Annotated in this window: 19 protein-coding genes; 7 read left to right on the plus strand and 12 right to left on the minus strand. The window is 74.7% G+C overall.

Features of this window, described 5'->3' with window-relative positions:
• Window positions 1–308: 308 nt before the first annotated feature.
• From OP18_RS23240 to OP18_RS23250, 3 genes are all read right to left on the minus strand, one after another.
• Window positions 309–3,122 (minus strand): glycosyltransferase, encoded by a 2,814-nt coding sequence (locus OP18_RS23240; protein WP_033361109.1) that lies wholly within the window; start codon window positions 3,120–3,122, stop codon window positions 309–311.
• Complete coding sequence (locus OP18_RS23245; RefSeq protein WP_033361110.1) at window positions 3,119–4,654, minus strand: lipopolysaccharide biosynthesis protein; 1,536 nt, start codon at window positions 4,652–4,654, stop codon at window positions 3,119–3,121. The genes OP18_RS23240 and OP18_RS23245 overlap by 4 nt, the downstream gene beginning before the upstream one ends.
• A gap of 178 nt (window positions 4,655–4,832) precedes the next feature.
• Complete coding sequence (locus OP18_RS23250) at window positions 4,833–5,462, minus strand: TetR/AcrR family transcriptional regulator (RefSeq protein WP_033361111.1); 630 nt, start codon at window positions 5,460–5,462, stop codon at window positions 4,833–4,835.
• A 75-nt stretch (window positions 5,463–5,537) separates the two neighbouring features.
• Between OP18_RS23250 and OP18_RS23255 the strand changes: the two genes are divergently transcribed.
• Both OP18_RS23255 and OP18_RS23260 read left to right on the plus strand, forming a co-directional pair.
• Complete coding sequence (locus tag OP18_RS23255; protein WP_033361273.1) at window positions 5,538–6,005, plus strand: GNAT family N-acetyltransferase; 468 nt, start codon at window positions 5,538–5,540, stop codon at window positions 6,003–6,005.
• A 255-nt stretch (window positions 6,006–6,260) separates the two neighbouring features.
• Window positions 6,261–6,521, plus strand: coding sequence for a hypothetical protein (locus OP18_RS23260; RefSeq protein ID WP_033361112.1), 261 nt, complete (start codon window positions 6,261–6,263; stop codon window positions 6,519–6,521).
• 101 nt (window positions 6,522–6,622) lie between these two features.
• Here OP18_RS23260 and OP18_RS23265 read toward each other — a convergent pair whose 3' ends face one another.
• Together OP18_RS23265 and OP18_RS23270 are read right to left on the minus strand one after the other, a co-directional pair.
• Window positions 6,623–7,873: an SGNH/GDSL hydrolase family protein gene (locus OP18_RS23265; RefSeq protein WP_033361113.1), complete on the minus strand. Its 1,251-nt coding sequence runs from the start codon at window positions 7,871–7,873 to the stop codon at window positions 6,623–6,625.
• Window positions 7,874–7,921: 48 nt separating this feature from the next.
• Entirely contained in the window at window positions 7,922–9,364 is a 1,443-nt protein-coding gene (locus tag OP18_RS23270; protein WP_063745564.1) for an amidase, read from the minus strand.
• 69 nt (window positions 9,365–9,433) lie between these two features.
• Between OP18_RS23270 and OP18_RS23275 the strand changes: the two genes are divergently transcribed.
• Window positions 9,434–11,437 (plus strand): helix-turn-helix domain-containing protein, encoded by a 2,004-nt coding sequence (locus OP18_RS23275; RefSeq protein WP_052387179.1) that lies wholly within the window; start codon window positions 9,434–9,436, stop codon window positions 11,435–11,437.
• Here OP18_RS23275 and OP18_RS23280 read toward each other — a convergent pair.
• Complete coding sequence (locus tag OP18_RS23280) at window positions 11,421–11,873, minus strand: DUF1203 domain-containing protein (RefSeq protein ID WP_033361114.1); 453 nt, start codon at window positions 11,871–11,873, stop codon at window positions 11,421–11,423. The genes OP18_RS23275 and OP18_RS23280 overlap by 17 nt on opposite strands.
• Window positions 11,874–11,981: 108 nt before the next feature.
• Here OP18_RS23280 and OP18_RS23285 point away from each other — a divergent pair, with 108 nt between their 5' ends.
• The gene (locus OP18_RS23285; RefSeq protein WP_033361115.1) at window positions 11,982–12,422 is read left to right on the plus strand and encodes a maleylpyruvate isomerase N-terminal domain-containing protein; all 441 of its coding nucleotides are present in this window, start codon (window positions 11,982–11,984) and stop codon (window positions 12,420–12,422) included.
• 79 nt (window positions 12,423–12,501) lie between these two features.
• On the opposite strand, the gene OP18_RS23290 is transcribed toward OP18_RS23285, so the two are convergent.
• The 5 genes from OP18_RS23290 to OP18_RS23310 form a co-directional block, all read right to left on the minus strand.
• Window positions 12,502–13,083, minus strand: a complete 582-nt coding sequence (locus OP18_RS23290; RefSeq protein WP_033361116.1) for a flavodoxin family protein — start codon at window positions 13,081–13,083, stop codon at window positions 12,502–12,504.
• Between the two features lie 72 nt (window positions 13,084–13,155).
• Complete coding sequence (locus tag OP18_RS23295; protein WP_033361117.1) at window positions 13,156–13,620, minus strand: SRPBCC family protein; 465 nt, start codon at window positions 13,618–13,620, stop codon at window positions 13,156–13,158.
• A gap of 69 nt (window positions 13,621–13,689) precedes the next feature.
• Window positions 13,690–14,451, minus strand: coding sequence for an SDR family NAD(P)-dependent oxidoreductase (locus OP18_RS23300; RefSeq protein ID WP_033361118.1), 762 nt, complete (start codon window positions 14,449–14,451; stop codon window positions 13,690–13,692).
• A gap of 54 nt (window positions 14,452–14,505) precedes the next feature.
• Window positions 14,506–15,390 (minus strand): helix-turn-helix domain-containing protein, encoded by an 885-nt coding sequence (locus OP18_RS23305; protein ID WP_033361119.1) that lies wholly within the window; start codon window positions 15,388–15,390, stop codon window positions 14,506–14,508.
• 132 nt (window positions 15,391–15,522) lie between these two features.
• Entirely contained in the window at window positions 15,523–15,771 is a 249-nt protein-coding gene (locus OP18_RS23310; protein ID WP_033361120.1) for a DUF397 domain-containing protein, read from the minus strand.
• Between the two features lie 203 nt (window positions 15,772–15,974).
• On the opposite strand from OP18_RS23310, the gene OP18_RS23315 reads away from it, so the two are divergent.
• Complete coding sequence (locus OP18_RS23315; protein WP_063745565.1) at window positions 15,975–16,631, plus strand: GGDEF domain-containing protein; 657 nt, start codon at window positions 15,975–15,977, stop codon at window positions 16,629–16,631.
• Window positions 16,632–16,646: 15 nt separating this feature from the next.
• Complete coding sequence (locus tag OP18_RS23320) at window positions 16,647–16,850, plus strand: hypothetical protein (RefSeq protein ID WP_033361121.1); 204 nt, start codon at window positions 16,647–16,649, stop codon at window positions 16,848–16,850.
• 288 nt (window positions 16,851–17,138) lie between these two features.
• On the opposite strand, the gene OP18_RS23325 is transcribed toward OP18_RS23320, so the two are convergent.
• The gene (locus OP18_RS23325) at window positions 17,139–17,894 is read right to left on the minus strand and encodes an endonuclease/exonuclease/phosphatase family protein (protein ID WP_245635502.1); all 756 of its coding nucleotides are present in this window, start codon (window positions 17,892–17,894) and stop codon (window positions 17,139–17,141) included.
• A gap of 17 nt (window positions 17,895–17,911) precedes the next feature.
• On the opposite strand from OP18_RS23325, the gene OP18_RS23330 reads away from it, so the two are divergent.
• On the plus strand, window positions 17,912–19,165 hold the full coding sequence (locus tag OP18_RS23330) for an ArgE/DapE family deacylase (protein ID WP_033361123.1): 1,254 nt from the start codon (window positions 17,912–17,914) through the stop codon (window positions 19,163–19,165).
• The last annotated feature ends 77 nt before the right edge of the window (window positions 19,166–19,242 follow it).

A 19,242-nucleotide genomic window follows, 5' to 3' on the forward strand; every position in this document is an offset into this window, starting at 1 on the left:
GCTGGGGCCGGAGCGGCTGTAAATGGCCGGACAGACGGCGCCGGGGACGAGGACTGACCGGGCTGGCGAGGGTCGGGACTCGACGCTGGACCACGACGCTGCCGAGACGCTGGCGCACCGCGCTGGCTTGCCGCGCTGCCCCATAGCGCTGGCCCGCGATGCTGCCCCATAGCGCTGCCCCGCGGCGCTGCCCATAGCGCTGGCCCCACCACGCTGGCCCACCACGCTGGCCCACCACGCTGGCCCACCGCGCTGGCGGACCGCGCTGGTCCACCGCGCAGGTGCTCGGGACGACGCGGAAGGCGGGGTCAGAGGCCGTCGTTGGCTGGGGCTGGGTCGTGGGTGGGGCGGGTGCGTTGCGCTGGGACCAGGGTGGGTTCGGGGGACGGCGCGGTGGATGAAGGGTGGCGGGGGGTCGGGACGCCGGACGGCGGGAGCGGGCCCGTGGCGGGAGCGTTGCCGGTCATGCGGTCGATCAGGGCGAGGTACACCGGCCGCTGGGAGCTCCAGCACAGGTCCCGCATCACGGCTGAGGCGCGGTCGGCGCGGTCGGCGGCCAACGCGGGGTTGGTGGCGAGGAGGCGCATCGCGGCGAGGAGGGTCTCGGGGGTGGCCGGGTCGACGTAGGTGACGGCGTCGTCGGGGAAGTAGCGGGCGATCACGTGGTTGCGGAAGGTGATGACGGGGATGCCGAGGCTGGCGTACTCGAGGAGTTTCGTCGGCAGGACCTCGTTGGTCCACGGGTCGAGGCGGCTCGGGACGACGCCGCAGGTGACGTGCTCCAGGGCCGGGGGGATGGCGGTGATGGGGACCACGCCGTCGGGGAGGGTGACGGCGTCGTGCAGACCCAGGTCGGCGACGCGGGCGCGCAGCGGGGCGAGGCCGTCGCCGCTGCCGAGGACCTGCAGGCGGGCGTGGGGGATCTCGCGGCGCAGGGCGGCCAGGGCCTCCACGACGTTGTCCAGGCCGTGGCGGGGGGCGATGAGCCCGTGGTAGCTGAAGAGGACCTGGCCCGGTGCTGGGGCACGGTACGGGCGCGGCGGGAAGAGCCGCTCGTCGGCGCTGTTGAGCACGATCGTGATCCGGCGGCCGGTGAGGGTGCGCACGGTCTCGGCGTACGGTTCGTGGACGGTCAGGACCTCGTCGGCGAAGGCGAGCGCGGCGCGGGTGGACAGCTTGATGCCGCGCATGATGAGGCCCCGGTCGCGGAACTTCGAGGCGAACAGCTGGTACGTGAGGTCGTGCACGTCGAGCAGGATCGGCACGCCGGCGAGCTTCTGGGCGGCGGCGGCGAAGACGACGGCCTCCGGCATGGTGTGCGCGTGCACCAGGTCGAAGGCGCGCGGGCGGCGGATCAGCCACCAGGTGGCGGCGACGAAGAAGGCGCCGTAGAGCTGGACGTAGGCGAGGGTGGAGTCGCCGCGGTACTTGCGCACCCGCAGGTGCACGACCCGCACCCCGTCGATCATCTCGACCCGCGGCGCGCCGGTGCGGTCCAGGGCGAGCACGGTGACGTCGTCGCCGCGGGCGGCGAGGGCCTCGGCCTCCCGGCGGACCCGCGCGTTCGCCTCGTACTCGCTGATGATGACCATGCCGACGCGCAGGGGCTCGCCGGGGGCGCGGGTCCTGCCGCGGCCGGCCTCGGGCACGCCGAGCGTCCAGGCGATGCCGAGGACGGTGAACAGCAGCGCCGGGAACAGCGGATCCTCCAGCGCGATGGCCAGGAACGCGATGAGCACGGACGCGGCGACGGACGCGACGGCCCACGCGTACACGGCCGGTGGGGCGCGGCGGCGGGCCTGCCGGCCGGCCGCCGGGTCGGGGCGGCGGCGGGCCTGGCGCAGCAGCGGGCGGCACAGCAGGAACAGCCACGCCAGGTACGCCAGCGCGCCGAGCGCCCCGGTCTCCACGCCGAGGTGGATCCAGAACGAGTCGACCGTCTCGGTGTAGAAGCCGTGCAGGTTGAACCCGCCGGGTCCGAAGCGGGGGTTCTCGTTCCAGTGGGGGTTGTTCTGGTACGCCACGTAGCCGCCGAACTGTCCGGTGCCGTAGCCGAGCAGCGGGCGGTGCACCCACAGCTTGGCGGCCTGCCGCGCGTACAGGATGCGGATCTCACGCTCGGCGGGCGGCGGGACCGGCTCGGCCTGGCAGCCTTCGGGTTTGTCGCAGGTGGGTGCGGGCGCGGGTGCCTCGCCCTCGCGGTAGCCGCTCGGTGCCTCGACCGCGTTGACGACGCCGGCGAAGCGGCGGTTCCACTCGGCGCGGTTGCTGGGGGTGACCAGCAGCGGCAGCGCGGCGGTGGCGACGACGACGAGGGCGACCCCGGCGACCGGGGCGACACGGACCCGGTTGACGAGGGCGACGACGACGAGCCCGGCCATCACGGCGAGCATCGACTCGCGGGACTGGCTGGCGGCCAGGCCGAGCCCGAGCAGCAGCACCGCGCCCCACAGCAGCGGCCGGCGGCGGGGGCGCACGGCCAGGTAGGCGGCGAGGCCGAGCAGCGCGAGCGCGATGAGGTGGCCGATGTCGTTGGGGTGGCGGAAGACGCCCTGGGCCCGGTTGATGGTGAACCAGGTGGTGTCGGTCCAGCCGAACATCGAGTACGCGGGCCAGCCGAACGCGAACTGGGCGATGGCGGCCAGCACGTGCACGGCGATCACCGGGCTGAGCGCGAGCAGGAACCGGCGCACCGCGGCCGGGCCGGGGCGCAGCGCCCGCCAGGCGTAGAAGACGATGGCGCCGCGCAGGTAGACGAACATGCCCTTGGCGATGAGCGGCAGCGGCGAGTCGGAGGCGAGCCCGGCCAGCACCAGCACCACGGCGAGCACGACGAGCGCGGCGTCGGCGCCGGTGAGCAGGCTGCGCCAGCGGCGCGACAGCGTGTACTTGAGCGCGGCGGCGGCGAGCAGCGCCAGGTACAGGGCGTTCTTCAGCACCCGCGGCCAGGTCGTCGGCGGCACCGTGCCGTAGCTCGCCGACGGTGTCTCCAGCAGCACCCCGTTGAGCCAGGCCTCGGACAGCACGAGCAGCAGCAGCGCGGCCAGCAGCACGTACAGGGTGAGGTCGACGGGCCGGATCCACCGGTCGCGCGGGCTCACCGTGCGTGTCGTGTCGTTCATGCGGTGCCTTCGTCCATCCTGGTGAGCAGGGACCGGCCGTCCCGGGCGAACACGAGCACGGCGAGCCCTCCGGCCGCGAGGGCCGCGACCAGCTGGGTCACCGGCCGGGCCACGGCGAGGTCGACGGTGTCGCCGGCGACGGCGAGCGCCGCGGCGGCCGCCACGACGAGCGCACCGCGCACGACGGTGCCGGCCCACGGCATGCGCCAGCGCCGCCACGCCGCGGCGACCGGCCCGCCGGTGGTGACCAGCATCGCCGCGAGGTAGGCCGCGGCGACCCCGGCGCCGCCGTACGCCCGGCCGAGCGGCACGGCGAGCAGCACGCCGGCGACGCAGCCCGCCACCGCATAGCCGACGGGTCGCAGGGAGTCGCGCAGCGACCCGCTGGACAGCGCGTTGACCGGCCCCGTCGCGAGGACCGCCACGTACGTCGCGACGAGCATGAACCGCAGCTCGGGCGCGCCGGCGGCGAACGCGTCGCCACCGTACAGGCGCAGCAGCGGCTGCGCGAGGGGCAGGGCGGCGGCCAGTGGCGCCGCGAGGACCACGACCGTGCCGCGCATCGACAGGTCGGTGCTGCGGCGCACCGCGGTCGCGTCGCCCTCGCCCTGCGCGTGCGACATCGCCGGGAAGAGCGCGAGGCCGAGGACCCGCGGCAGCAGGTACAGCGGCGACACCAGCGTCACGGAGGTCACCAGGTAACCGACGTCCGGCCCGGACGCGAACGCGCTGGCCAGCAGGGGCAGGCCCTGCAGCAGGCCGGCCGCGGACCCGGCGCCGAGCGCGGCGAGCCCGGCGAAGGCGAGGACCTCGCGGCGGTGACCGGCGGGCACGGGCGGCGGCGGGGCGGCGCCGCGGGGGGTGTCCGGCAGCCGGGTGAGCCGGGCACCGGCGACGACGACGGCGTAGCCGAGGGCGAGCGGCAGCAGGTACACGGTCGACCCGGCGGCGATCACCGCGACGGTGGCGAGGATCGCCAGGGTCGACCCGGCGACCTCGAGGCGGCTGTACCGGGCGACCCGGTCGAACCCGTAGAAGGCGGACTTGTCGACGCTGTACGCGCAGAACGCCGCGGCGAGCAGGCCGACGGCGGCGGCGTCGGCGAGCGACACGGGGAACAGCAGCCGGGCGGCGACGGCGGACAGCACGCCGAGCACGACCGCGCTCGCGTCGGAGATGCGGCGCAGCAGCAGGTGCACCGCCTCGGCGGCGGCGGGGTCGGACCGGCCGCGGTTGTGCGCGACGAACTTCGCCATCGCGCTGGCCAGCCCGGCGGGGATGAACAGGCCCGCGACGTACGTGATGCCGATGAGCGAGCCGATCACGCCGTAGGCCTGCGGGCCGGTGGCGTGGCCGACGAGCGAGCCGTGGACGAGGCGGCTGACGCCGAGCACGACGAGCGCGCCGAAGGACAGCGCGCCGGTGCGCAGGACCGCCCGCGCGGCCAGCGGACCGCGTGCCCCGGCGACCGGCGGTGCGACGGGCGTCGCGACCGCGCGCAGGCGACCGCGTCGGATCGCTCCGATGATCACAACATCCCCGCTCGACATGCTTGGCTCGCTGAGTAACCGACGAATCGTACAGCGTGAATCACTCCCCGCGCGGGCCCCGTCACCCGGCCCGGGGGTCCGCGACCGCCCGACATTTGGGGCAGATGACCACGCCTGCCATCAGGGATGACGCCGTGCCGTGCCGCCGGTGATCTTTGCCTCACCCTCGCGGTGACGCCCCAGCTGCCTCGACGGGGTGCGGTCCGGGCTCGGGGGTGAGGCCGAAGGCACCGAGGGTGAGATCCAGCATCGCCACCTGTACGGGCGGCGGATAGGCCTGCGGGTCGGCGGCGGCGAACGCGGCCGCGCCCTCCACCATGGCGATGAGCGCGTCGGCGACGGTCGCCGGGTCCTGCCGCGGCCCGGCCGCCGCGACGAGCCGGCCGACCCTGGCCCGCCAGGCCCGGTTGCCGGCGCGGTGCATGGCGATGAGGTCCTCGTCGGCGACCGCGGCGGCGAGGAACCCGACCCACACGGTGCTCTCCGCGGTGGTCTGCGGGTCGAGGGCGAGCCCCTGGTGCAGCACCGCGCGCAGCGCCGCCCGGGGCGAGCCGGCGGCGGCCTCGAGCGCCTCGACGCGGGCCCGGGTCGTGTCGTGCAGCAGCTGCCGGGCGTGGCGCAGCAGCGCCCGCCGGTTCGGGAAGCGGTGCATGACGAGGCCGGTGGTGCAGCCGGCGGCGGCCGCGACGGCCCGGATGGTGAGCCGTTCGAGCCCTTGCTGGGCGAGCACGTCCCAGACGGCCCTGGACAGCAGCTCACCCTGCTCCTGACGTGGCTGTTGGCGTGGCACGCGTCTCACCCTCCCGGTTCGTAACACCTGTTACGGTAACGCTTGTTCCGAGCTTGCGGCAGTGAGGGTGTGACGATGACGGACTGGACGATCGAGGCGCGCGCCTGGGACGACCCGGCGGGGGCCGCCCTGCGCGCCGCGCAGCGGGCCGAGCTGGACGCCCGGTACGGCAACGACAACCACGAGCCGGGCGCCGCCCCGAGCGCCGGCGACATCGACGTGTTCCTGGTCGCGGTCGGCGACGCCGACGGCACCGCGGTCGGCTGCGGTGGCCTGCGCCGCCTGGAGCCGTCCGCCGCGGAGATCAAGCGGATGTACGTGGTGCCGCCGGCCCGCGGCACCGGCGTCGCGACCGCGGTCCTGCGGGCCCTCGAAGAGGCCGCCCTGGCCCGCGGCTGGACGACGCTGCGCCTGGAGACCGGCACCGAGCAGCCGGACGCGCAGCGCTTCTACGAGCGCGAGGGGTACCACCGCATCCCGCTGTTCGGCGTGTACGCCGGCTCGACGCTGTCCGTCTGCTACGAGCGGACCCTGCGGCCGTAGCGGACCCGCGGACAGGGTGCCGGGCACGGGCTCCGCAGTGGCGCACCGGCTCGGTGCCGTCGTCAGCGTCAACAGCTCCATCGTCGTGCTCGCCGGGGACGCCGCGGTCGCGGCCGGGTGGCGGGGCGCCGGCGCCGAGGCCGAGCTCGAGGAGGGCTTCCGGGCGCTGTACGAGCCCGGCGCCGCCCGAGGGTCGCCTACGCGACGGGTGACAGCGACGACGCGCCCGCCGACGACCCGGCGTTCCTGCGGTACGTGGCCGGTCCGCTCGACGCCGCGGCCGTGGACGCCGGGGCGGTCGATTCCCCCGCCGGGGCCCTGGCGATCCTGCCGGCCCCGTCGTCCGGGGCGGCGGTCCCGGGCGCGGTCGCGCTCGGCGGCGGCGAGTTCTCCTCCGGCGCCGAGACCGGCCTCGTCGTGACCGGCACGGCGCCGCGCCACCGGCTGTGGATCGAGGCGCCGGTCGAGGCGGCGCGGGGCCGCGCCGGGCGCGCCCCGCTGATCCCCGAACGCTGACACACCCCGCCACCCGCCTGACACCCCCGACGCCCGCCTGACAGACGGCGCCGCCCCCGGGGGCGTGCTACTCCGGGGGCGGCAGCCGTACGGCGGGGCGGTCAGGCGGTGACGATGGTGCCGTCGGCCTGGCGGGTGCAGGTGACGGTGCGGGCCGCGGTGGTCGCGGCGCCGGTCAGGCACTTGCCGAGGACGGCGTGGCCGGCGGCGTTGGGGTGCCACGACTCCTGGCAGGTCTGGAAGTACGACACGCAGGTGTTCGCGATCCGCTGGATGTCGATCTTGTCCTTGCCGGCGAGGCTGGTCACGAACACGCCGGACGGGCCGTCCTGCAGGCGGATCGGGGTGGCGAGGGCGCCCGCCGGGCTGCCGGCGCGCTCGCACAGCCGGGCGCCGTCGAACGCGTGCTGGACGTTCAGGTAGACCAGGTCGTCGCCGGGGAACTCGGCGGCGAGGGTGTCGCGGGTGGAGCGCACGATCGTGCCGAGGCTCTGCGAGAAGCCGTGACCGGGGGCGAGGCTGGCCCGGTGGATCGGGCAGCCGGCGGCGTACCGCTCGGCGCCGAGGTCGCGGAACTTGTCCCGGTCGTCCTGCCGGCCGTCCTCCTCCCAGTAGCTCTGCTCGAGGTCGAACGGCAGCGGGTTGGTGTAGTCCTGGAACACGACCCGGTGCTGGCCGTCGGCGTCGATCTGGTCGAGGGTCGCCAGCAGCTGCCGCACCGCCGCGATCGTCTCGGCGGTCGCGGCCGACACCTGGGCCGCGGTGGCGAGGTCGGCGGCGGTGCACGGCTCCTGCTCGACCGGGCCGTTGAGGTACGCCCAGAACTCCCACCAGCCGGTCCACGCGTCGGCGATGAAGCGGTTCGCGCACTTCTCCGCGACGTCGCCGAAGGTGAACGAGCTGTTGTTGGAGCCGAGGCCGACCAGGACCAGGTCGATGTCGTGGGTCTGCGCGACGGCGCGGAGCTGGTCGAGCTGCGCGGCGACGGTGCGGCCCTTGTCGCGGGCGCCGGACGGGTTCGCGATGTCGTGCGGGCGGCCGCCGGAGCACGCCAGGTTGAAGCGGGCCTGGATGCCGGGCAGCGTCGCCTGGTTCAGCGACGCGTTGGCCGAGCGGTGGCAGAAGAAGGCGTTGCTGTTGGGGGCGGACCAGCCGGGGAACGACTGGGCGACGCCGCTGGCGTCGACGACCGGCTGGTAGCTGCCGGCGCCTTCGCCGCTGATGAAGCTGTCGCCGATGGCGACGGCGGCGGTCGGCAGGGCGGCCGCGGCGGGCAGCGCGGGCGCGACCGCCGCACTGGTGGCGGCCAGCACGCCGGCCACCGCCAGGGCGGTACGACGGAACACGGACACGGCGGTTTCCTCGATCCCATCGAATGTGAGAAATCCTCTGGGTCGGGATCAGATCACGGCATCTGTACGCCCGTCAATGTTTCGGGGTGATTTCCCTATAAATCCGGTCGAGTTAGTGATGAACTCGGGTTCGAGGGCGGCGGCGAGGGCGATGAGGAGGTCCTCCCGGCCGTACCCGGCGACCAGCTGCACCCCGATCGGCAGGCCGTCGTCGGTGCGGCCCAGCGGCAGGCTGACCGCGGGCTGCCCGCTGATGTTGAACACGGCGGTGAACGGGCCGTAGTCGAAGAGCTTGCGCAGCCAGCCGTCGACGGTGTGCGCGTCGTTGTCGTAGTCGAGCGTGCCGTGCGGCGCGGGCGGCCGCGCGAGCGTCGGTGTGACGAGCACGTCCACGGTCCGCAGGAACCGCCCCACCGCGCGGCTCACCCGGTTGTGCGCGGCGAACGCGCGTACCAGGTCCATCGCCGACGCGGCCCGCACCTCCTCCAGGACGCGCCGGGTCACCGCCTCCAGCTTCGCCGGGTCCGGTGGCCTCGGCGCCATCAGCAGCGGGGCGGCGTTGGCGACGAGCTGACCGCGGACTCCGGCGAGGACGTCCTCCCAGTCGACGGCCGGGCTCCCCGGCTCGACCAGGTGCCCGAGCCGCTCCAGCAGCAGCCCGGCGCGCCGCGTCGCCGCCGCCACCTGCGGGTCGACCGGGGCACCCGACCACGCCCGCGTGCTCAGCGCCACCCGCAGCCGACCCGGGTCGGCCGTCAGCTCGGCACGGTACGGCCGGCGCGGCGGCGGCGCCGTGTACTTGTCGCCGGCCGCCGGCCCGTGCACCGCGTCGAGCAGGTGCGCCGCGTCGCGGACGGTGCGGGTCAGCGCGAACTCGTAGGCCAGGCCGAACGCGCCCTCGCCCGTGTCGGGGCCGCACGGCACCCGCCCCCGGCTCGGCTTCAACCCCACCAGGCCGCAGCACGACGCCGGCACGCGGATCGAGCCGGCGCCGTCGTTGGCGTGCGCCACCGGCACCGCACCGGCCGCGACGAGCGCCGCCGCGCCACCGCTGGACCCGCCGGCACCCCGTGCCGGGTCGAACGGGTTGCGGACCGGGCCGGTGCGCACCGGCTCCGTGGCGAAGCTCAGCCCGAGCTCGCACATGCTGGTGCTGCCGAACGTGGCGAGCCCCGCCGCGCGGAACCGGGCCATCAGGTCGCTGTCGTGCGCGGCGCGCACGTCGGGCACCGCCTGGCTGCCCACGGAGAACGGCACGCCCCGCGCCATCGGCACGTCCTTGATCAGGAACGGCACCCCGGCGAGGGGGCCGCCGGGGTCGTACGCGAGCGGCTCGGCGAACACGGGATACGCCAGCCCGTGCACGACCTCGTCGGCCCGGGCGATCGCCTCCCGCGCGACGGCCGCCACCTCGGCCGCGGTGACCTCCCCGGCACGGATGAGCGCGGCGAGCCCGACGGCGTCGTGACCGGTGTAATCGTCGAGTTGCATGCACCGAGCGTGGCGGTTTTCCCGGGTACGGTCGTCAGCGCCAGCACGTATCCGTGGTACGCACATGCGATGGAACCCTCGGCGACGGCGGACGCGGCGGACGCGGCGGCTTTGCGGGCGGCGGTCGGCACCGGGGCGGTCGCGGTCGTCACCGCGGCGCCGCGCGTGGTGCACGCCGCGCTGGACGGGGTGGCCGGGGTCGGGTGGACGCACTGCCCGCCGGACACCGACGCGCCGCCGCTGTGGCCGCTCACCCGGCTGCTGCCGGCGGCCGGCGTCCCGGGCAGCGGCTTCGCCGGGGCGGTGGCGTTGGCGGAGGCGTTGGCGGCGGCGCACCGGACCGTGGTCGTCGAGGACGTCCAGCACGCGTCCGCGGAGACCCTCGCCGTGCTGCGGCACCTCGGCCGGACGGCGGCGTCCGCGGGGGTGCTGCTGGTCGTGACGTACGACGGCGCGGGCGGGCGGCACCCCGCGCCGCTGGCCGAGACCCTGCGCGTGCTGGCCGGGGTCCGGGGTGCGGTGCCGCTCGGGCCGGTCGCGCGGATCGGGGCGCTGCTCGCCTCCGCCGGCGCGGAGGTCCTGGCCGGGCGGCCCCGGGCGGCGGCGGCGCTGTGCGTCGAGGCGGCGGACCTGGCCACGGCGTGTGACCGGGCCGACCTGCTCGCCGAGGCGGCGCTGGTCCTGCCCGGCGCGGGCGATCCGGATGTCGTGGCGCGGCTGGTGCTGCTGTGCGATCGCGCATTGACCCGGTTCCCGCCCGGCGCTCCCGCCGCCGGCGGGGCGGCGGTGCTGCGGGCGCGGTTGCTGGCGCGGCGGGCCGGGTTGCGGGCCGAGGGTGACCAGGGTGACCCTGCCGACGGTGTGGCGGCCCTGGCCGCCGCCGAGGCCGGCGGCGACCCGGGTGCGCTGCTGGACGCGGCCCGCGCCCGCATGTGGCACCTCGACCGGGCCGGCGACACCGACGAGCGTCTCCGCCTCGCCGACCTCACCGTGGCCACGGCGCTGCGGTGCGGGCAGCTCCGGCCGGCGGTCCGGGGCGAGCTGTGGCGCATCGACGTGCGGTACCAGCAGCAGGATCTGCGCGGCGTCGACGACGGCATCACCCGGCTGCACGACCTCGCCGACGCCGCGCGGGCGCCCGTCGCCGCGTGGCACGCCCGGCGCGCCGACGCCGCCCGGGCCGCGCTGGCCGGCCGCTTCACCGCCGCGCGGGCCGCCTCCGCCGAGGCGCACCGCATCGCCGGCACGCTCGGCGACGACCTCGCCATGGTGGTCACCGACGTCTTCGCCGGGCTGCTCGCCCTGGTCCGCGGCGACCCCCGCGAGCTGCGCGACGGGTGGGAGGAGCGGCTGGGCGCGTACCCCGGGCTGCCGATCGCGGTGGCCGCCGCCGCCCTGGCATGGCACCAGGCCGGTCACCGGGATGAGGCGCTCGCGCGGTACGAACGCCTGCGCCACCTGCTGCGCGAACCGCCGCGCGGCGTGCGGTGGCTCGGCGTGCTGCAGCACCTGACCGAGCTGGCGCTGCTGCTCCAGGACGCGGAGGCCGCCGCCTGGGCGCTGCCGCTGTGGCGGCCGTGGGCCGGCTCCGGCGGCTTCCCCGGCAATGCCGACAGCTTCTGCGGCGGCGCCGCCGACCGCACCATCGGCCGGCTGGCGGCGCTGCTCGGCAGGCACGAGGAGGCCGTGGCCGCCCTGGAGCGGGCGGTGCGGGGCAACACCCGCCTCGACGCCCGGCCGTGGCTCGTGCACACCTGGCTCGACCTCGCCACCCTGCGGTCCGCAGGCGGCGCCGGTACCGGTGGTCTGGCGGGCCGGGCGGCCGCGGAGGCCCGGCGGCTCGACATGCCCGGCGCCGTGCGGGCCGCCGCCGCGCTGCTCGACGACCCGCTCACCGCCCGGGAACGCGAGATCGCCGCCCTGGTCGCGGCGGCCCTCAGCAACCGCGACATCGCCGCCCGGCTGGTGGTCAGCGAACGCACCGTCGAAACCCACGTGCGGCACATCCTGGCCAAACTCGGCCTGCCGAACCGCACGGCCCTCACCGCGTTCCTGCTCAGCGGGTCACGGTGAACATGTAGCAGCCGTACGCGACGTTGCGGGAGTCGACGCGCACGACCGCCGGCTCCCGCAGTACCGACGCCAAGGCCCCCTCGGGATCGGAGCCGTCGTGCACCCGCGTCGCCGGGTGGATCCAGCCCCGCGCGTCGTAGGCCCGCAGCACCTGCGGCCGCCCCCGCCACTGCTCCGGGTAGCCGGTCCCCGCCGGCCCGGCGCACCGCTCGGCGTGCGCGAAGACGGCGCCGATCTCACGGTACGGGCTCGGCGGCAGCACCGGTTCGTACCCGAACAGGATCAGCGCCTCCCCCTCGACCGCGTCGCGCAGGCAGCACCGCAACGGCTCCCCACCGGCGGCGGCGGACCGCTCGACAGGGTTGCCGGATACGTCGGTTCCCTTGCCCCGCACCGCTTCCAGGATGCCGGGGTCGATCGCACTCACGGTGAACATGCCCCTGATCCTCACCCACCCCGGCCGCCGACGCTGGCGGAAATCGGCCGTCACACTCCCCCGCTGCTCGCCGTGCGGACCGGCACCGCCGGACTTACCGTTGAGCAGGTGGAACGTGTACCCCTGGACGAGAACGCCGCCGCGCGGCAACGCCTGACCACCCTCATCGACTCCCTCGCCGACGACGATTTCGACCGCCCGGTCACCCCCAGCTGGACCGTCGCGACGGTCCTTGCCCAGCTCGCGTTCTGGGACCGCTGGGCGCAGACCCTGGTGCACCGCTGGCGGTCGGGCGAGCTGCCCCCGCCCACCGTGCCCCCGTGGTACGACGACGCCCTCAACCACACGCTGCTGCCGACGTGGCAGGCCCTCCCGGGCCGGCAGGCGGCGCTGATCGCCCAGGCCGCCGCCGAGGCCGCGGACCGCGAGATCGAGAAGGCGGAAACCCCGGTGCTCGCCGGCATCCTCGCCGCCGACCAGTCCAACCTGCTGGACCGCGCGACCCCGCGCAACGACGCGCTGGACCGCATCGAACACGCCCTGCGCTGACCCGCACCGGCCAGTCCCGGGGGCCGGCGCCGGCCGGCCCCCGATCGACCGCCACGGACCAGCGCCCGGCGGACCGGGCTCACTGGTACGGCGAGGATGCGAGCAGCCGGGCCAGGTGGGCGGCGTTCGCGGCCAGCGTCAGCGTCGCGGCGGCCGTCGTGTCGGGCTTCGGGCCGGCGTCCTTGTAGTCGACCTTGCCCATGGCCTCGCCGACCCAGTACGTGGACGCGGCGGCGGGGATGGTGAAGCCGACGTCGTTGAGGGCCTGCAGGACCTCGGCGGTGACGTGGTGGGCGCCGTCCTCGTTGCCGACCACGGCGACCGTGGCGACCTTGCCGCGCATGGTGCCGGTGGTGAGCTCGGCGTCGAGGCGCTCGAGGACCATCTTGCAGACCGACGACGGCTGGCCCATCCAGATCGGGGTGGCCATGACGAGGATGTGGGCGTCGAGCAGCCGGGCGCGGATGGCGGGCCAGGCGTCGCCGGGGCCCTCGTCGGCGGAGACGCCGAAGTGCACGTCGTGGTCGGCGACGCGGATGACGGTGCCGTCGACGTCGTGGTCGGCGAGGACGGTGAGGACCTCCCGGCCCAGCAGCTCGGAGCTGGACGGGGACGGGGACCTCCGCAGGGAGCAGCTCAGCACGAGCGCGCGCAGCGTCATGGAAGACCTCCTGGAAACGCGGGAACGCCGCCTCCCGCGCGAGGAGGCGGCGTTCCGGGAACGAGGGAAGATTTACAGGCCGGGGCGCTGGATGTCGCCGCGCCACTGGCCGGACTCGGTGCCGCGCTCCTCGATGTACTCCTTGAAGCGCTTCGTGTCCGCCTTCACCTGCATGTCGTCGACGCCGACGGCGGCGCCGGCCTTCTCCACGACGCCCGAGGGCTGCCAGTCGAGCTGGACGGTGACCCGGGTGTCCTGGTCGCCGAGGCGGTGGAAGGTGACGACGCCGGCGTGCTTGGTGTCGCCGCCGACGCTCTTCCAGGCGATCCGCTCGTCCGGGTGCTGCTCGGTGATCTCGGCGTCGAACTCGCGCCGGACACCGCCGACCTTCGTCACCCAGTGCGTGCGCCGGTCGTCGACCTGACGGATCGATTCGACGCCGCTCATGAACTGCGGGAACGACTCGAACTGGGTCCACTGGTTGTATGCGGTGCGCACGGGCACGTGGACGTCGATGGTTTCGGTCACGCCACTCATTCGTTCCTCCGAACTCTTGACTTGCGCGTTCCACCGTCTCGTGCCCGCCAGGGAGGGCGGCAAACCCATTCAGGCCTGTTGTTGCGTAGGTCGCACCAGGAGCTCGTTGACCGCGACGTGCCGCGGGCGGGTGACGATGTACGTGATCGTGTCGGCGATGTCGTCGGCCTGGAGGCGTTCCATGTCGGCGAAGCGCTGCCGGATCGTGTCGAGGATCTCGGGGCGGTTGTGGCCGGCGAGCTCGGTCTCCACGGCGCCCGGCTCGACCAGCGACACGCGCACGTACCGGCCGGTGACCTCCTGCCGGAGCGCCTCGCTGAAGGCACCGACGGCGTGCTTGGTCGCGTTGTAGACGCCGCTGCCGTTGCGGGCGACCCGGCCGGCGACGGAGCTGACGTTGACCATGTCGGCGACCTTGCGCGGGCCGTCGGCCGCGGCGGCGAGCAGGTGCGGCAGCGCGGCGTGGGCGCAGTACATGAGCCCCATGACGTTGACGGAGATCATGCGCTGCCACTCCTCGACCGGCGCGTCGACGACGGGTCCGAGCAGCATGACGCCGGCGTTGTTGACGAGGGTGTCGAGGCGCCCGAGCTCGGCCACGGTCCGCTGGACCGCGGCCGCCGCCTCGGCCCGGTCGGTGACGTCGGCCTCGACGGCGAGGGCGACCCCGCCGCCGGCACGGATGCGGTCGGCGAGCGCGTCCAGCCGGTCGGCGCGGCGGGCGGCGAGCGCGACGGCGGCGCCGCGGGCGGCCAGCGACAGGGCGGCGGCCTCACCGATGCCGCTGGACGCGCCGGTGACGAGTGCGACAGTTCCTGACAAAGATCCCATACGACCGAAACTACGGCACGGTCTCAGGTCCAGAGGGACCTCGGTGCGGCGACGTCAAGACTCCAGGTCGCGCCGGATCTCCTCGAGGACCTTCTGGGTGTCCGTCGGCGGCCGGGCCTCGACGCACAGCCGTTCCATGGCCTCGGCGTACAGGTCGACGTCGTCGCGCTTGTCGAGGTACAGCGCGCTGGTGAGCTGCTCGATGTACACGACGTCGGGCAGGTCCTGGTCGGGGAAGCGCAGGATGGTGAACGCACCGCCGGCCGCGGCGTGGCCGCCCGCGTTGAACGGGATGACCTGCAGCCGCACGTTGGGCAGCGTGTTGGCCTCCAGGAGGGCGTCGACCTGGCCGCGCATGATGTCGATGCCGCCGATCGGCCGGCGCAGCGCCGCCTCGTCGACGACGACCCACAGCTTCGGCGCGTCGGCGCGGGTCAGCACCTGCTGGCGGGCCATGCGCAGCTCGACCCGGCGGTCGATCTCGTCGGCCTTGGCGCGGCCGTGGCCGAGCAGGACGACGGCGCGCGCGTACTCCTTGGTCTGCAGCAGGCCGGGCACGAACTGCACCTCGTAGGTGCGGATGAGCGCCGCGGCGGCCTCCAGGCCCAGGTAGGACTGGAACCAGTTGGGCAGCACGTCGCCGAAGCGGTGCCACCAGCCCGGGTTGTTCGCGTCGCGGGCCAGGGCGAGCAGCCGCGAGCGTTCCTCTTCGTCGTCCAGGCCGTACAGGGTGAGCAGGTCGGCGACGTCACGCTCCTTGAAGCCGACGCGGCCGAGCTCCATGCGGCTGATCTTCGATTCGGACGAGCGGATCTCCCAACCCGCGTCCTCACGGGTCACGCCCTGCGCCTCGCGGAGCCGGCGCAGGTGGGCGCCCAGCAGCATCCGGAGGACCGTGGGGCCTCCGGACGCGCCGCCTTCAGGGGTTCCGGTCGTCACCTACTGCCTCCGAGTTCCTGGACATGCCTCCGTCGTGCCAGCGCGAGCCGGAGTAAGCATGCCATGAGCCGACAGTAAGCGGGAGTGGGCTCGCGTCGATCCGGCGGTATCGCTGCAAGCGAGCCCACGCCCTCAGTGGTCGGGCTGCAGCAGGTTGTCGAAGTCGCCGTCCCGGGCCCCGGCGATGAAGGCCGCGATCTCGTCGTAGGTGTAGATGAGCGCGGGACCCTCCGGGTCGCGCGAGTTGCGCATCGCGAACCCGGCCCCGCCCGGCAGGGGGGCCAGCTCGACACAGTTGCCGCTCGGGTTGCTGCGGCTGCTCTTCTGCCAGGGCACGCCCGGCAGGTCGCCGGCCGGCATCCCGTTGTACGTCTGCTCCATGGGCATCTCTCTGCAACATGTAGTTGAAAGTTTGCCGAGAATCGGCGTCTGCACGTGCATCGGCTCTTGCGTATGCAGCCGATAACGCGCATGCTAGCGCATGTGCGAATGTGCGGGGACGCTCACAATTTGTGACCGAAACCGGACGTTCGCTCCCAAATGATCGGGTGGCTTCCCCAGCTGCGATCTTGGAGGACGCGCACATGGACCCTCTCGCCTTCCTGGCCGGCGCGGCCGCGGCGGCTGGAGCGTGCGCGGCGTGGATCCAGCAGCGGCGGGTGGCCCAGCTGCAGCGGCAGCTCACCGCGGAGCGCCACGCCGCCAGCCACGACGCGTTGACCGGCCTTCCCAACCGGCGCGCCTTCTACCAGCGCGGCGCCGAGCTCGTCGCCGACCCGCACGCGTACCCCCTGGTCGCCGTCGTGCTCGACGTCGACGGGTTCAAACAGATCAACGACGTCTACGGCCACTCCGCCGGCGACGAGGTCCTGGTGACCATCGCGCGCCGCTTCTCCGCGTGCGCGGGGCGTGGCGTGGTGGCCAGGCTCGGCGGCGACGAGTTCGCCGGCCTCATCGCCGGGCGTGACGGGGAGCCCGACGAGCAGGCCGCCGGCCTCGCCGACCAGCTGGCCGCGCCGATGCGGCTCTGCGGTCAGGTGGTGTCGGTCAGCACGTCGGTCGGGCTCGTCCCGGTCGAGCCCGGGGCGCACCTCGCCGATGCGGTGCACCGGGCCGACGCCGCCATGTACCGCGCCAAGCACCACACCCAGCGCCGCCGCCACCACCTGGTGACGCATCAGCACGTCCTGCACGCATCGCTGCGCCTCAGCAAGCCCACCCACCCCACATCGGCGACCTGACAAGGATCCCCCGCGATGGACCTCAAAGAGCTCGTCCGCCAGCGCCGCCGCCATCAGCCACGGCCGAAGAGCTGGCTGGCCGCGAAACTCCACCGTGCCGAGCAGTGCCGCGACTGCCACCAACCGTGGCCGTGCGACCAGTACGTCTCGGCCCGCAACTCGGTGCTCGTGTACGCGCTGCGACGCCTCGAGCTCGCCCGGCCCGGGAGCCTGGGGTGACAATCGCGCACATCCCGGCCCGGCCGACGTGGCTGTGCACGGGATGTCGCGAGCCGTGGCCGTGCGCGGCGAAGCAGCAGCAGCTCCTCGCGGACCACGGCGACAGCCCCGCCGCGCTGCGCACCATGATGGCGCTGCGGGTCGCCGACGCCGCCGAGGACCTGCGCCAGCTCGGCGCCGACCAGCTCTGGGCCCGGTTCCTGGGCTGGCTGCCGGCCCCCGGGCAGGGTCCCATGATCCGCTGGGTGGCCAACCCGCCGCTCGGCGGGCACCGCCGGCCGGCGCCGGTCAGGGAGCAGATCGACCCTCGGGGTCCGGCGTTGCGAGTGTCGCCACCACCGGAAAATGGTCTGACGCGGACGCAGTCGCGGCGCCGTCCAGGACGCGGCACGCCGTGAAGTCGCCGGCCACGGCCGGTGACGCGAGGACGTAGTCCAGCCGCGAGCGGGTGAACTCCGCACCGCCGAGCGCGGTCGGCACCGTCCAGCCCGGCCCCGTGCCGACCCGGTGGAACACGTCGACCAGGCCGCGGCCGGCCAGCAGCGCCATCGCCCGCGTGTCCGGGCCGCCCCGGCCGAACCAGCGCCGGTGCCGCCGCCGCACCTCGCCGTAGGGTGTCCACGGGTCGAGGGAGTTGAAGTCCCCCATCAGCACCACCCGTTCGCGGCGCGCCGCGAACGCCGCCAACCGCCGGGCCTCGTACAGGCGGACCAGCCCCCAGTACGGGAACAGGTGCACGCTGACCAGGGTCAGCGGTCCCGCCTCGGTCGCCACCTCCACCCACGCCGCGCCGTGATGGAACGGCCCCGGCACCGTGCCCCGCCGCAGGACGCGCAGGTGCGGCGCGACCAGCAGGCCGACCGGCTGCCCGGTGTGCGGCGGCGCCACGTGCAGCCGCATCCCCGTGCGCCGCGCGAGGGGTGGGTCGCCGCGCAGCTCCTGCACCGCCGCGACGTCGGGCCCCGCGGCATCGACGACCGCGCACACGGCGTCCAGCCGGCCGTGGTTCGCGCCCGTCAGGATGTTGTACGTCAGCAGCGTCAACGACATACATTGCCCAGATGGACGTCCACACCGCTCTCCTCGGCTCCCGCGACGAGACCGTCAGCACCCTCGTCGACCTCATCCGCGTACCCAGTGTGGGTGGCACCCAAGCGGAGGCCGACATCGTGCGGCACGTCGCCGGGCTGCTGCGCGCCGAGGGTGTCGAGACGGACCTGTGGCCGATCCCCGTCGCCGAGCTCGCCGCCCGCCCGGACTTCCCGGGCATGGAGGTCGACCGCACCGAGGCGTGGGGCCTCGTGGCGCGGCTGCCCGGCACCGGCGGTGGCCGCACCCTCATGTTGAACGGCCATCTGGACGTGGTGCCGCCCGGCGACCTGTCGACCTGGTCCGACGACCCGTACTCGGGCAAGGTGGCGGACGGTCACGTGTACGGACGCGGCGCCTGCGACATGAAGGGCGGCTTCGCCGCGGCCCTGGCCGCCCTACTCGCGCTGCACCGCAGCGGCACCCGCCTGCCCGGTGACGTGCTGCTCGCCGCCGTCGTCGGTGAGGAGGACGGCGGCCTCGGCACCTACGCGACCCTGGAGCGCGGCTGGCGCGCCGACGCCTGCGTGATCACCGAACCGACGAACCTGGACGTGCTGGCCGCCAACGGCGGCGCGCTCACGTTCCGGCTGCGCGTGCCGGGGCTGGCCGCGCACGCCTGCGCCCGCACCAGCGGCGTCAGCGCGGTGGAGAAGTTCCAGCTCATCTTCCCGGTGCTGCGGGCCCTGGAGGCGTCCCGCAACCGCACCGTGGATCCCATGATGGGGCGCTGGGACATCGCGTACCCCCTGGAGATCGGCACCGTGCGGGCCGGCGACTGGGCCTCGACGGTGCCCGACCTGCTGGTCGCCGAGGGGCGGTTCGGGGTGGCCCTCGACGAGCCGGTCGAGCAGGCCCGCGCCGCGTTCGAGCAGACGGTCGCGGAGGCGTGCGCCGCCGACCCGTGGCTCAAGGAGCACCCGGTGACGGTCGAGTGGTGGGGCGGGCAGTTCGCCTCCGGCCGCTGCCCCGACGGCACCGACCTGGTCCGCCGGGTCTTGGACGCACACACGGACGCGCACACCGGCACCCACGGCGGGCCGGCGCCGGCGGTCGTCGGCGCACCGTACGGCTCCGACCTGCGGCTGCTCACCAACATCGGCGGCATCCCGACCGTCCAGTACGGCCCGGGCGTCGGCTACGGCCACTGCCCCGACGAGCGGGTGTCGATCGAGCAGGTCCACGCGTGCGCGGCGACGCTGGTGCACCTCGCGCTGAACTTCTGACTCGTAGCGGCGCGACTACGCTGCGTATTGTTTGCGCTCCCGGGTGCTGGAGGCATTGACCAAGAGTTGTAAAGACT

Source organism: Dactylosporangium aurantiacum (genome assembly GCF_000716715.1).
GTDB lineage: Bacteria > Actinomycetota > Actinomycetes > Mycobacteriales > Micromonosporaceae > Dactylosporangium > Dactylosporangium aurantiacum.